The following is a 15010-nucleotide window of genomic DNA, read 5'->3' as shown; positions in this document are numbered from 1 at the left end:
GGTTAAATGGGATAGGGATATTATTTATTGTTCACCTTTTGTACATGCAGTTGTATGTAACAGTGGTGTTGCCAATGCCTGTACAGGAGAACAGGGTATGAAGTATTGTGAAGAGATGGCACAGGCTACGGCAGATGCACTTGACATAAAGAAGGATGAGGTTTTAGTGGCATCTACAGGTGTTATTGGAGCCCAGTTGCCAATGGACAAAATTGTCAACGGAATAGGACTTTTAGCTCCAACACTGGATGAAACAGAGGAAGGTGGTCATATGGCTGCCCAGGCAATAATGACTACTGACACAATGCCAAAGGAAATTGCTTTTGAATTTGAAATTGGCGGGAAAAAATGTAAAATAGGTGCAATGTGTAAAGGTTCAGGAATGATTCATCCAAATATGTGTACAATGCTTGGATTTATCACAACGGATGTAAGAATTTCAAAGGATTTACTTTATCATGCATTAAGTGAAGATATAAAAGATACATTTAATATGGTATCTGTTGATGGAGACACATCAACTAACGATACGGTACTGCTTTTGTCAAACGGACTGGCAAACAACAGAACCATTATGGTTATGGATGAGGATTATTACAAATTTGTGGAAGCACTTCATGAGGTAAATGTTTATTTGTCAAAGAAAATTGCAGGGGACGGGGAAGGTGCCACAGCACTTTTTGAAGTTAAAGTTATTAACGGAGAAAGTAAGGAACAGGCAGTTACCCTTGCAAAGTCAATCGTAACTTCAAGTCTTACAAAGGCTGCAATTTATGGTCATGATGCAAACTGGGGAAGAATTTTGTGCGCAATGGGATATTCTAATGCAAAATTTAATCCTGACATTGTAGATATTTATTTTGAAAGCAAAGCAGGAAAAATCAAGATAGTAGAAAATGGTATGGCAACAGATTACAGTGAAGAGGTTGCCACAAAGATTCTTTCAGAAAACGAAGTTACAGCTATTGCAGACGTGAAAATGGGAGAATATGAAGCTACGGCATGGGGATGTGATTTAACCCATGAATATGTAAGCATTAATGCGGATTACAGAAGTTAATATAAAAAAGGAAGAAGAGAGGCAAAAGGTAATGTTAATGAAGGGACAGCAGAATTTACATATGGAAAAATGGATAGAGAAAGGAGATGTTCTTATTGAAGCATTGCCTTATATCCAGAGATTTAACAGAAAGATTATTGTTGTAAAATATGGCGGAAGTGCCATGCTTGACGAGGATTTTATGACAAGTGTTATTCAGGACATAACATTGTTAAAGTTAGTAGGCTTTAAACCTATTATTGTTCACGGCGGCGGAAAGGCAATCAGCCGTCATATTGACAGATTGGGAATGGATACAAAGTTTATTAATGGTTTGCGTGTAACAGATGATGAAACATTAGATGCAGCAGAAATGGTTCTTAACAGTGTAAACAAAAAACTTGTTCAGATAGTGGAACAGTTAGGGGTAAGAGCTATTGGAATAAGTGGTAAAGATGGAAGACTTTTAACAGTTAAAAAGAAATTATCTGAAGGAGAAGATATAGGATATGTAGGAGAAGTTACAAAGGTAAATACAGATATTTTATTAGATTTGTTAGAAAAGGATTTCCTTCCTATCGTATGTCCTATTGGTTTAGATGAAAACTTCCACGGATATAACATTAATGCTGATGATGCTGCCAGTGCCATAGCAGAAGCTGTAAAGGCAGAGAAACTTGCATTTTTAACAGATACGGAAGGGGTTTACATGGACCCTGATAATGCAGCATCTGTTATATCTGAAATGACTGTTTCAGAGGCACAAAAGCTTATTGATGATGGAATAATTGCAGGTGGAATGCTTCCAAAAATTAAAAACTGTATGGGAGCCATTAAAAACGGAGTATCAAGAGTACATATTTTAGATGGAAGAATACCTCACAGTATTTTGCTTGAAATCTTTACCAACAAAGGTATTGGAACAGCAATTTTAGATGATGAACAGGAAAAGTTTTATACAGATACTGAATTAGGAAAGTAGGAGAAGAAAATGACAACACAGGAATATATGGAGCTTGGAGACAAATATTTTGTACACACATATAACAGATATAAAATCGTAATGGATAAGGCAAAGGGTGTGTATATTTATGATGCAGATGGAAAAAAATATCTGGATTTTGCATCGGGAATAGGTGTTGCCAGCTTAGGCTATGGAAATAAAAAATATACAGATGCAATTAAATCACAGATTGATAAAATAATGCATACATCTAATTTGTTTTACAATGAGCCGGCAGTTTTAGCAGCTGAAAAATTAGTTAAGGCTTCAGGGCTTGAAAAGGCATTCTTCACAAACAGTGGTGCAGAAGCCATAGAGGGTGCATTAAAAATGGCAAAACGTTATGCTTATGACCGTGATGGAAAGTCAGATCATGAAATAATTGCCATGGGACATTCATTCCACGGAAGAACCATGGGAGCTTTGGCACTTACGGGAAATGAGCATTATCAGAAGCCTTTTGGCCCTATGATTTCAGGTATAAAGTTTGCTGAATATAATGATTTAGACAGTGTAAAGGCATTAGTAAATGATAAAACATGTGCCATTATTTTAGAACCTGTTCAGGGTGAAGGCGGTATTTATCCTGCTGATAAGGAATTTATTGAAGGAATCAGAAAAATATGTGATGAAAAGGATATTTTAATGATTTGCGATGAGGTTCAGTGTGGAATGGGTCGTACAGGAGAAATGTTTGCATTTCAGAATTATAATGTAAAGCCTGACATAATCGCATCTGCTAAGGCATTGGGATGCGGGGTGCCTGTTGGAGCCTTTGTGGCAGGAAAGAAATGCTGCAACTCTTTAGTGCCTGGAGACCATGGAACAACCTACGGGGGAAATCCTCTTGTTACATCAGCAGTTAATGCAGTTTTTGACATATATGAGGAAGAAAATATCCTTGAAAATGCAAAAAATGTAGGCGCTTATCTGGAGGAAAAACTGGATGAGTTGGTTAATGAAAATAAAAATATTGTTTTAAGACGTGGAAAAGGTTTAATGCAGGGACTGGTTCTAAAAACACCTGTGGGAGATACAATTAACAAGGCAATAGAAAAAGGACTGCTGGTTATTTCAGCAGCGGGAAATGTACTTAGATTATTGCCACCACTTATTATAACAAAAGAAAATGTTGATGAAATGATTAATATTCTAAAAGAATGTATATAATAGTAATTAAGAAAGTGTGTCAGGGTTTAAATACTTTGACACTCTTTTTTTCTGGTTTTTATGTAAAATTTATGTTAAAATTTTACATAGACTTTACATAGGAATGTTAAGGTACTATTCTGTATAGGAATGTAATTAAAATAATTTAGAAATTAACATTGCATAGGAGATAAAACATTATGGATTACACAATGATGAATTTAGTAATGGATTTACTAAGTGGTCTGGCGCTGTTTCTTTTTGGTATGAAATACATGAGTGACAGTTTACAGCAGGCAGCAGGACAGAAGCTACGTGGCATACTTAACAGATGTACCACAAACAAATATAAGGCAGTTGTATTTGGAGCTTTATTTACTGCATTTATACAGTCATCAGGAGCTACAACAGTTATGGAAGTTGGCTTTGTAAACGCAGGAATTATGACATTAGGGCAGTCTGTTGGCATAACTTTCGGTGCTAATATAGGAACAACAATAACATCCCAGTTAGTATCATTAAAGCTTACTGCAGTGGCACCTTTTATTATCTTTATTGGAGCAGTTATTCTTTCTTTTTTCAAGAAACCGTTATTAGATAAAATTGCCGCAGTAATATTCGGATTTGGTTCATTGTTTTTAGGAATTAATTTTATGACAGATGCATTACAGCATGTACCTGAATTTCATCAGTTTGATGTGTTGTTTGAAGCACTTAACAATCCGGTTATAGCTGTTATTACAGCATTAATTGTTACAACAATATTACAAAGTTCATCAGTTACGGTAAGCGTTCTGGTTCTTTTAGCAGGAGCCGGACTTGTGGAACCATTGCCATGTCTTTTCTTTATTTTAGGAGCAAATATCGGTTCATGTACTCCGGCTGTTATGGCGGCAATGTCAGCCAGCAGAAATGCCAAGAGAGCGGCATTTATACATTTAATGTTTAATGTGGTAGGACTTGTTGTATTTTCAATTATTCTTATTTTTGCAGGGGAACATGTTATAAATGGAGTGTTTGCCATAAGCGGAGCAGGAAATTTCAAGAGATTTGTTGCTAACGCAGATACCATATTTAAAACAGCTCAGTGTGTAATTCTTCTTCCATGCTCAAATCTTCTGATTAAGTTATCAAGAAAGGTTATTCACGCAAAACCGGGTGAAGAGCATGACGAGGATGAAATGATTCTTAAGTTTATTGGAACATCAGGTGCAAGAACTCCGGCTACTGTATTGGTTGAAGTGGTTCAGGAAATTGAGAGAATGTCAGAAATGGTTGAAACTAACTTAAAGCTGGCATCGGAAGCACTTATTGATAAAAAATACGAAACAGCAGAAGAAGTATATAAAAGAGAGAAATATATAGATTATTTAAGTCATGGAATAACCGAATATATGGTTAGTGCTAACAGATATGATCTCCCTTTAAAAGACAGGGAACGTTTAGGCGGACTGTTCCATGTTATTATTGACGTAGAAAGAATTGGTGACCATGCTGTCAACATAATGGATGATGCCTTAAAGGAGAAAAAACAGAAGATAGAGTTTTCTCCGGATGGAATTAATGAACTGAAAGTTATGTATGACAAGGTTATTGAAATTTTTGAAAAAGCCAGAGAAATTTTCGTTAAAGAGGATGATTCTACTTTTGAGGAAATTAATAAATTAGAAGATACTATTGATCAGATGAAGATAGATTGGCAGGAAGATCATGTGGAAAGAATGGCAGCAGGCAAATGCTCCATTGAATCAGGTCTTATATTTACGGATTTGATTATAGGATATGAGAGAATTGCGGACCACGCCATAAATATCGCATACTCAATACTTCCTGAAAAAAAATAAAACACTGTTTATAATTTCGCCGGGAGAACAGGATGCAAAAAATATATATAGTAGAAGATGATAAGAATATTGCAGAAATCGAGCAATTCGCACTGAAAAATGCAGGATATAGTGTGGAGATTTTTAAAAATGCAAAGGATTTTGAAGAAAAAATAAAGGCTGAATATCCTGATTTGGTTATTCTTGATGTTATGCTTCCGGACAGAGACGGTTTAAGCATACTCAGGGATTTGAGAACAGGTGCAGGCACTGCAAAGATTCCGATAATAATGGTTACTGCAAAGACTACTGAAATGGATAAGGTTAAGGGATTAGATCAGGGGGCAGATGATTATATTACCAAGCCTTTTGGAATAATGGAACTTATATCAAGGGTTAAGGCAGTGTTAAGGCGGGCAGGTTTAGATGATGCTGCCATGAATCTGGAGTTTGAGGGGATTGTTCTTGATGATGCAAAACATCAGGTTATCATTGATGGAAATCCATGTGAACTTACTTTTAAGGAATATGAATTATTAAAAATGCTTATGCAAAATTCAGGAATTGTCCTTCAGCGTGGACAGATATTAGACCGTGTGTGGGGAATTGATTATGAAGGGGAATCAAGAACTCTGGATATGCATATAAAGACATTGAGAAAAAAAATGGGTGACAAGGGAGCATTAGTACAGACTGTAAGAAATGTGGGATATACATTGAATTACAGAAAGGACAGATAGAGTGAAAAAGAAATTATATTCAAGAATGACAAGTATTTCTGTTGCCATGATGTTGCTTACAATGTGTATTACAGTTGTGGTTTTTCACGGATTGTTTAGCGAACAGGTAATGGAGGACTTGAAAACCCACGTTCATATTTTAAAATCAACGGAAGCTGTTTTGGAATATGTGGAAAAGGATTTTGATCCTCAAATTGACAATTTGAGAATTACCGTTATTGATAGTGACGGAAAGGTAATATATGACAGCAATGCTGATATTGGAACCATGGAAAATCATGGAAATCGTCCTGAAGTTCATGAGGCTTTAGAAAAGGGAAGTGGAGAGGCAAAAAGAAAATCCAGTACCCTTGATAAAACCACGTATTATTATGCGGAAAAAATGAGTGACGGAAGAGTTATCAGAGTTGCAAAGGAAGTTTTAAGTATCTGGCAGTTCTGCTTTAACATTTTGCCAATACTTATGGCAGAAATGTTACTTACGGTAGTTATCTGTCTTGTGGCATCAAAGCTTTTGGCAAAGAGATTGGTGGAACCTATTGAGCAAATGGCTCAACATTTAGACGATGATCAGGTATTAGAAAGTTATGAGGAAATCCAGCCGTTTCTTGACAAAATTCACAGCCAGCATAAGGCGTTGAAGAAAAGTGCCAATATGCGACAGGATTTTACGGCAAATGTGTCCCATGAACTAAAGACACCGTTAGCAGCTATTTCCGGATATGCTGAACTTATTGAAACAGGAATAGCAAAGGAAAAAGATATTAAACATTTTGCCAGTGAAATACATAAAAGTGCTAACAGACTTTTATCATTAATTAATGACATCATTGAATTGTCTCAGTTAGATGTTATGGATGGAAATATGGAAAAGGCTCCGGTGGATTTAAGTGATGAAGCACAAAATTGTGTGGAAATGTTACAAATGCATGCTGAAAAGCATAAAATAACCCTTCTTGCTAAGGATATAGAAAAGAATTGTATTATTTATGGAAATCAGAATATGATTCAGGAGATTTTATATAATCTTTGTGACAATGCCATCAGATATAATAAGCCAAAGGGCCATGTGTGGGTTTCAGTGTTTGAAAAGGATAGTAAGATTATTTTAAGGGTAAAGGATGATGGAATAGGAATTGCCCCAAAGGAGCAGGAGCGTATTTTTGAAAGATTTTACAGAGTTGACAAGGCACGTTCAAAGAAAACAGGAGGAACGGGACTTGGTCTTGCAATAGTTAAGCATATAGCAGAACAGCATAATGCTGAAATTGTGATTAAAAGTGAAATAGGTCAGGGGACTGTTATTTCCATTGAATTTACAAAAAATGAAAAAGATGCATAATGTAGAAAAATCCGGTAATCATATAACTATTAAGTTTTAAGGAGAGTAGTTATGTGGGGATTTTTTACGGCATTGATCTCGGGAGCACTTATGAGTATTCAGGGTGTTTTTAATACAGAAGTTACAAAAAGCAGTAGTGTATGGGCCGCCAATTCGTGGGTACAGCTGACTGCTTTTTTTGTTTGCGTAATAGCATGGTTTATAACCGGAAAACAAAATGTTGCGGGAATGTTTCAAATGGAAAACAAGTATATGCTGTTAGGAGGCGTTATAGGAGCATTTATTACTTTAACGGTAATTAAAAGCATGGATAGCTTAGGGCCGGCTCAGGCGGTAATGATAATAGTAATTTCACAGATAGTAGTGGCATATCTTATTGAGGTTTTTGGATTGTTTGGAGTTGAAAAAACAGGTTTTGAATGGAGCAAATTAGTAGGTGCTTTAGTGGCAATTGTAGGAATTTACATTTTTCACCGATAAAAAATATTAAAATTGTTCAATTTGAATGTTGCTAACTTTTTTATATTTTGTATAATTATATTATATGCGTTCATGGGGAAACTCCAATAGGAGGATGAATGTTTAATAAATTAAATAAAAAATATACAGCATTAGTTGTAATTGGCATTTTAACGTTATTTTTTTTAGTGGTTTTTTCCGGATGTGAAAATAACAAAAACAGTGTTTCATTAGAAAGTGAAAATGAAACAAAAACCAGGCAGGAGATTGCGACAGAGGCTAAAGATTTGTATGTGTATGTTACGGGAGCAGTGAAAAAGCCGGGGGTTTATGCAGTAAAACAAGGCAGTAGGGTATTTGAAGTGATAGAAAAAGCCGGAGGAATGACTAAAGCAGCAAAGAAGGACTATATTAATCAGGCAGAAACAGTGGCAGATAGCCAGAATATAAATATAATCACTAAGAAACAATACAAAAAGTTAATATCTAATGAAAAAAATCAAAATAATGATAACAAAACCGGTTCAGGAAAGATTAATATTAACAGTGCAGACGTAGCAGAACTTACCGGACTTAGCGGCATAGGTGAAGCTAAGGCAAAGGCGATTATACAGTACCGTAATGAAAATGGTAATTTTACCAATATTGAGGACATAAAGAAGGTTTCGGGAATTGGGGATGCGCTGTTTAAAAAAATAAGTAATGAAATTACGGCTAATTAAGAAAGGATAATAAATGAAGGCTTTAGTGGTTGATGACGAAAAGTTAATTGTAAAAGGGCTGAAATTCAGTTTAGAGCAGGAAGGATACGAAGTGGACTGTGCATATGACGGACAGGAAGCGGTAGATAAGTGTAAGGAGAAGGAGTATGACATTGTACTTCTTGACTTAATGCTTCCAATATTATCAGGATATGAGGTTTGCCAGCAGGTAAGGGAGTTTTCTGATATGCCAATTATAATGCTTACGGCTAAAGGGGATGACATGGACAAGATTTTAGGTCTTGAATATGGTGCTGATGATTATATTACAAAGCCTTTTAATATATTAGAGGTTAAAGCGAGAATTAAGGCTATTATAAGAAGAAACAAAAAGAGAAGCGTCAGTGTACCACAGGAGCCGAAGGTTATTATTTCAGGTAAGATGAAGTTAGATATTGAAGCAAAGCGCTTGTACATAGAAGACATTGAAATAAAACTTACTGTTAAGGAATTTGATATATTAAAGCTTTTGGCTGAAAATCCGGGAAAAATATACTCAAGAGAGCAGTTACTTACTATTATCTGGGGGTCAAAGTATCCCGGTGATGCAAGAACTGTTGATGTAAATGTAAGAAGGTTAAGAGAAAAGATTGAGGAAAATCCGGCAAAACCAGAGTATGTTCATACTAAATGGGGCATGGGATATTATTTTCAGGGTTAGTTAAATGAAGAAAAAGTCAGTTAGCAGGTTTGTAAGAAGTATTCAAAGTTTAAAATTCAGAGTGTTTATGATTGTAGCTGTATCCGTAATGATTCCGGCAATACTGCTTAGTGTGTTCATTGCGGTTATGGCTATTAACGGATATACCGACAAGCAGATAGACAGATTTAAGTCTAATAATACAATGCTTAAAAACAGCATTATAAGTGAAGGGTATATTGAAAATTTAAAGTCTGAAATTGTAGATACCCAGATTGAACAATTGTCTAAAGAGTATAATTGCAGAATTGAGATTATTAACAGACAATATACCATTTTAAAGGATACAGACAGTAGCGAAATCGGAAAAACAAGTATTTCGGACAGTGTTTTGAAGTGTATAGATGGCGAGAATATATATGTTAAGAATCTAAAAGAGCAATATGTGGAGTTTGCCATACCTCTTGTTAGTACCGCACCGGATTCAGGGGGCAAAACCAAATCAAAGATAATTGGGGCGTTGTATATTAATTATTCAATTGCAGATGTGGATACATATGGTGACAAAATAAAAAGATACACTGTTATGGTAGATTGCATTTTGACAGTTTTAGCCCTTGTATTGGCATGGATGTGCTCAGGATTATTTAGCAGACCGTTAAAGAGGGTTCAGGATAATATTGAAAATATTTCTAAGGGAAAGGAAATTAATAAGCGTAAGAGAGATTATTCTGAAGTGGTTGAGGTTACTGAGAGATTCCAAAAGACTGTAGACAGAATGAATACCCAAAACAAAACAAGACAGGAATTTGTATCTAATGTATCCCACGAATTAAAGACTCCAATTACTTCCATGAAGGTTTTAGCTGAATCTCTCATAGGTCAGCAGGGAATGCCGGAAGAATTATATCAGGAATTTCTCCAGGATATATGTAAGGAAATTGACAGGGAAAATGACATTATTACAGACTTGCTGGAATTGGTAAAATTAGAAAAGCAGGATATTGAAATTAATATTTCATCAGTAAATATAAATGAAATATTAGAGGCTGTGTTAAAGAGATTAAAGCCTATTGCAGAGGCAAAAAACATTGAACTTGTGTTTGAAAGTTTCAGACCGGTTATTGCTGATGTAGATCAGATAAAATTTGCCAGTGTGGCAACAAACCTTGTGGAGAATGCAATTAAGTACAATAATACTGACGGAACTGTGACGGCATCCCTTAACTCGGATCATCAGTATTTTTATTTAAAGGTTACAGATACCGGAATTGGTATATCAGAGGAAGACCAAAAGAGGGTATTTGACAGATTTTATAGAGTGGATAAGGCAAGGTCGAGAGAAACCGGAGGAACAGGACTGGGACTTGCAATTACAAAGGATATAGTGCTTAAGCACCATGGCTCCATAAAGATTCACAGCAAAGAAGGGGAAGGTACTACCTTTACTGTTAGAATTCCTCTTAAGTATATTCCATAAATGGCAGGTAAATATATGAAAAATCATAAGTTAAATAAAAAAGCAATAATGATGTTATTAGTAGTATGCATTGCTGCCGTTGCGGTTTTGGCAGGTTGTGGAGAAAGCAGAAAAAGTGCAACTACAGGTACAAGAATTTATTATGTTGATTTGGATAAAAAGAAACTTGTTAATGAAAGGGTTACATTAACTCAAAAGGATACTGCTAAGCTGACGGAGGAATGTCTTGAAAAATTAACCCAAAATGGTAAGCAGGATGGGGAAGCTGCGGCAGTACCTGAAAAGGTTAAAATTAACGGATACGATATTACTGACAGAATTGCCACAATTAATTTTTCAGAAGAATATTCCATGTTGGCTGCTGACAGGGAGGTATTGTGCCGCTCAGCAATGGTACTTACATTAACACAGATAAAAGGTATAGATTATGTGGCATTTACCGTAAATGATGCACCTTTAAGACAAAAGGACGGAAGTCTTGTGGGCACAATGAAGGCATCAGATTTCGTGGCAGATTTAGGGGGTGGAACCAATACTCATGCCACAGCGGATTTTGTTTTATATTTTGCTAATAAAAAGGGTAATATGCTTAAGGAATACAAGCTTATGAATGCTAAGTATGGGGAAAAGTCAAAGGAACAGTTTATTGTGGAACAGTTAATCAGAGGACCAAAGAAGAAAGGGTATGTAGCTACACTTTCTAATAAGATAAAGACGGTTAATGTTATGACTGCAAACAATATCTGTTATGTAGATTTTGACGAAAGCTTTTTAAACGAGCAAAGCACAGTGTCAGATACATTAGTTATATATTCTATAGTAAATTCTTTATCTGGACTAAATGAAATTCACAAAGTCCAGATAAGTATCAACGGTGATGCAATGTTAGAATATCACAATAATATATCTCTATCAGAGCCTTTTATCAGGAACCTTGATTTAATTGAAAGCGAGGAAGATACTACTAAATTAAAGTTAGATAATTAATAGGAGACAGTTATGAAAAGACCGATTTTTGTGTTGTTATTGGTCTTTGTACTTGGAGAGGTAATAGCTGTTTTAAAATTAAACATAGCCGTTTTTATACCGGTTATTTTAATAATGGTTATTATAAAAATCATTACAAAAAAGCATGTAGGTGTTTTTGTGGTGATTTTTTTGTTTATTTCTTTAGGTTTTTTAAATACAAACAATAAAATGTTACAGCGGGATGTGGCATGGAAGTTAGGCAATATAGAGGGGGAAGGTCAGGGAAGTGTTGATAAAATATTAAAAACACAGTACGGCTATAATGTATATTTGAAAAATGCCTTAATTAATAATAGGGAGTGTGGAAATATTATTGCTTATTTTCAATCAGAACCTGATTTAAAAATAGGAAATAAGATATATTTAAAGGGGAAAATTCAGCAGTTTGAAGTTGCCCGTAACAAAGGAAATTTTGACAGCAAAAAGTATTATTTATCCATTGGAATTACAACCAAAATAGCAGTAAAAGAGTATTATGTGTCAGATGATAATTACGATTTCTTAAGAGATAAGCTTTGTACGTTAAGGGAATATGTTGTAGGGATGTTTTCAAAATTATGTGATACTAATGGGAAAGATAAGTGGTTGTATGGTAATAAGGCAGGAATTTTTTCTGCAATTCTTATGGGAGATAAGACAGAACTGGATCAGGAAATAAAGGATTTGTATTCTTTATCGGGAATAGCCCATATTTTGGCAATTAGTGGTTTGCACATAAGCTTAATTGGTATGTTTTTATATAGCCTGCTTCGAAAAAGATTTTCCTTTGCAACGTCTTCTGCCCTGACCATAGCAGTTGTTACATTATTTGCCATAACATCAGGCATGGGAATTGCCACCATAAGAGCATTCGTGATGTTTATTTTAAAACTAATAGGAGAAATTTTAGGAAGAAAGTATGATTACATTACAGCCATATCCTTATCGGCACTTATTCTGTTAGCAGATAATCCCTTTATAATTATTAATTCAGGCTTTCAAATGTCTTTTTGTGCCATGATTACCATAACCATAATCTGGCCTAAAGTGGTTTATTTAATAAACATCAAATCCAAAATAGCCAACAGTATTGTTTTTAGTTTGTGCATAGGAATATTTATGAATCCTGTAATTGCATATAATTATTTCCAGTTGCCGACATATTCGTTTATGTTAAACATTATCGTGGTTCCACTGTTGGGAATAGTGGTAATATCGGCGATAGCAGGAAGCGGTATGGGATTTCTTAGTATTTTAATGGGAAAAACTGCCTTGACACCGGGGTGTCTTATATTAGAAGTTTATACTTTTCTATGTGAAAATGTTCTTAAAATACCGGGAGCGGTGATTGTGGTGGGAAAACCGACAATAAAGATCATAGTGTTATATTACATGGTGATTGTATTTTTCCTGTTTTGTTTTACACTGGTAAGAAAGAATTACGAAAAAGACTGCAATATAAAAGAGATGATTGATGAAAATGGTAAGAAAGTCATAAGCAGTCAGATAATTTTGAAAAAGCAGAGAAAATTCGATTTTAAAATACGTCTGGCTGTTATTGGAATAAGTATTTTATCAGGATTTTTTATTTATTATACACCATCAAAAGGACTTGATATTCAGTTTATGGATGTGGGACAGGGAGACGGAATTTTTATAAAGGCAGATGATGGTACCACCATAACAATAGATGGAGGAAGCAGTGATGTAAAAAATGTGGCTAAATACAGAATGATTCCCTGCATAAAGGCATCAGGTACAGGGGTTATTGATTATGCCGTTATAACTCATGCCGATAAGGATCATATAAGTGGAATAGAAGAAATTCTAAATATGAATACTGAAAACGGTCTGACAATCAGAAATCTGGTAATGCCCCATGTTTCCTATGAGGATGAAGCATATGATGAATTACTTACAGCAGCAAAAACAAAAGGAATACAGGTGTTATACATAAAAGAGGGAGACACTATGAAATTGGGCAAAGTGGAAATTAAATGTATTCATCCTGATGGGAAATATATATCTGATAACAGAAATGATTATTCAACAGTTTTAAGCTTGAAATATGAAAACTTTTCGGCGTTGTTTACCGGGGATATCCCGGCAGAAATAGAAAAAAGCATTATAAATAAAATAGATAATAACTATACAATTCTTAAGGTGGCACATCACGGCTCAAAATATTCTTCGGATATGGAATTTTTAAAAAAAGTGATGCCGGCGTATTCTGTTATATCTGTAGGGGAAGATAACAGTTACGGACATCCGGGGACTGAAACCATAAATAAGCTTAAAAGTTTAAATTCAAAGATTTTACGGACGGATTTATCCGGTGAGATAGAGATTTTTTCTAAGGAAAATAATATGGAAATTGACGTTATGAAGAATTAAAGGTAAGATATTACATAGTTTAATAAAAAATGGCAGAGGTAAGAAGTGAAAACATTAGCACAGGATATTAAAAGTGGAAATTTCAAAAATGCATATTTAATTTGCGGAGAAGAGGAATACCTTAAGCTTAACTACAAAAATCAGCTTATTAAGGCAATAGCAGGGGAAGATACAATGAATTTAGCCCTGTATGAGGGAAAAAACATTGACATAAATGAAGTTATTGATAATGCTGAAACATTTCCTTTTTTTGCAAAGTACAGACTTATTGTATTAGAGCAGTCAGGTTTGTTTAAAACCGGTGGAGAACAGTTGGCTGAGTATATGGATAAAATTCCTGAAACTACCATTTTTCTCTTTGTGGAGCAGGACGTGGACAAGCGCAGCAAAATGTATAAGGCAGTAAAGAAAAACGGATATATATGCGAAATAAACCGCCAGAGCGAAAAGGATATTGAAGTGTGGGCTGCCAAAATTTTTGACTACAATGGAAAGAAGATAACAAAGGCTGACATGGCGTATTTTATTGCTAATGTGGGAACAGATATGGAAATTTTGTCACAGGAAATTGAAAAACTTATAAGTTATGCCTATGACAAAAATGTTATTAATAAAAATGATATTGATGCAGTGTGCATTAAGCAGTTAAATGTGAGAATTTTTGATATGATAGATGCCATATCCGTAAAAAATCAGCAAAAAACATTAGACTGCTATTATGAACTTATAGCAGAAAAAGAGCCACCTATGAGAATACTGTTTATGATAAGCAGACAGTTTAATCTTATTCTTCAGGCAAAGGATTTATCTGCCAGAGGTATGAGTAAAGAGCAAATAGCAGGAGCTATGGGTGTTCAGGGATTTATAGCATCTAAGAGCATTTCCCAAAGCAGAAACTTTACGGTTTCGGAGCTTAAGGCAGGGCTGGCAGAAAGTATAAGTACGGAAGAATTAATAAAATCAGGACGCATGGATGAAAATATAGGGGTGGAAATGCTTTTAGTTAAGTACAGCAGAAAAAGCAGATAGTAAATAAAACAAAAAAATAAGAGACCGTTGTTTCAACACAAGTGAAAAAACGAGAGTGTGAAAGTTTTTCTGTAAATTAAATATTTAAATATAATTAATAGGCCTTCTATGATAAAATTTATTATTATAGGAGGCCTTAATTA

Annotated in this window: 13 protein-coding genes; all 13 read left to right on the top strand. The window is 34.9% G+C overall.

The genetic code is table 11. From position 1 onward, the window contains the following. Positions 1-1060: bifunctional glutamate N-acetyltransferase/amino-acid acetyltransferase ArgJ (gene argJ / locus Q5O73_RS07080; protein WP_302669347.1), on the top strand; the 1060-nt coding region annotated here is incomplete at its 5' end. Between the two features lie 31 nt (positions 1061-1091). After that, the gene (argB, locus tag Q5O73_RS07075; protein ID WP_021953801.1) at positions 1092-2021 is read left to right on the top strand and encodes an acetylglutamate kinase; all 930 of its coding nucleotides are present in this window, start codon (positions 1092-1094) and stop codon (positions 2019-2021) included. A gap of 9 nt (positions 2022-2030) precedes the next feature. Continuing rightward, positions 2031-3212, top strand: coding sequence for an aspartate aminotransferase family protein (locus Q5O73_RS07070; RefSeq protein ID WP_302669346.1), 1182 nt, complete (start codon positions 2031-2033; stop codon positions 3210-3212). 179 nt (positions 3213-3391) lie between these two features. After that, the gene (locus Q5O73_RS07065; RefSeq protein ID WP_302629193.1) at positions 3392-5035 is read left to right on the top strand and encodes a Na/Pi cotransporter family protein; all 1644 of its coding nucleotides are present in this window, start codon (positions 3392-3394) and stop codon (positions 5033-5035) included. Between the two features lie 32 nt (positions 5036-5067). Further along, positions 5068-5754, top strand: coding sequence for a response regulator transcription factor (locus tag Q5O73_RS07060; protein ID WP_302629194.1), 687 nt, complete (start codon positions 5068-5070; stop codon positions 5752-5754). A gap of 1 nt (position 5755) precedes the next feature. Further along, positions 5756-7096: an ATP-binding protein gene (locus tag Q5O73_RS07055; protein WP_302669345.1), complete on the top strand. Its 1341-nt coding sequence runs from the start codon at positions 5756-5758 to the stop codon at positions 7094-7096. A gap of 51 nt (positions 7097-7147) precedes the next feature. Beyond that, positions 7148-7576 carry a DMT family transporter gene (locus Q5O73_RS07050; RefSeq protein WP_302669344.1) on the top strand — a complete coding sequence of 143 codons (429 nt, stop codon included), beginning with the start codon at positions 7148-7150 and terminating at the stop codon, positions 7574-7576. Positions 7577-7674: 98 nt separating this feature from the next. After that, positions 7675-8277 carry a ComEA family DNA-binding protein gene (locus Q5O73_RS07045; protein WP_021953807.1) on the top strand — a complete coding sequence of 201 codons (603 nt, stop codon included), beginning with the start codon at positions 7675-7677 and terminating at the stop codon, positions 8275-8277. A 13-nt stretch (positions 8278-8290) separates the two neighbouring features. Further along, positions 8291-8977, top strand: a complete 687-nt coding sequence (locus Q5O73_RS07040; RefSeq protein WP_021953808.1) for a response regulator transcription factor — start codon at positions 8291-8293, stop codon at positions 8975-8977. A gap of 4 nt (positions 8978-8981) precedes the next feature. Next, entirely contained in the window at positions 8982-10436 is a 1455-nt protein-coding gene (locus Q5O73_RS07035) for a cell wall metabolism sensor histidine kinase WalK (protein ID WP_021953809.1), read from the top strand. After that, on the top strand, positions 10437-11423 hold the full coding sequence (locus Q5O73_RS07030; RefSeq protein ID WP_118589354.1) for a GerMN domain-containing protein: 987 nt from the start codon (positions 10437-10439) through the stop codon (positions 11421-11423). A gap of 12 nt (positions 11424-11435) precedes the next feature. Then, positions 11436-13838, top strand: coding sequence for a DNA internalization-related competence protein ComEC/Rec2 (locus Q5O73_RS07025; RefSeq protein WP_302669343.1), 2403 nt, complete (start codon positions 11436-11438; stop codon positions 13836-13838). Positions 13839-13883: 45 nt separating this feature from the next. Then, positions 13884-14867: a DNA polymerase III subunit delta gene (gene holA / locus Q5O73_RS07020; protein ID WP_021953812.1), complete on the top strand. Its 984-nt coding sequence runs from the start codon at positions 13884-13886 to the stop codon at positions 14865-14867. The last annotated feature ends 143 nt before the right edge of the window (positions 14868-15010 follow it).

It is taken from the genome of Eubacterium sp. AF15-50 (assembly GCF_934835595.1).
GTDB classification, from domain to species: Bacteria; Bacillota; Clostridia; order Lachnospirales; family Lachnospiraceae; genus Eubacterium_G; species Eubacterium_G segne.
Note: the sequence above shows the minus strand (reverse complement) of the source record. Positions and strands in the feature narration are given on the sequence as shown.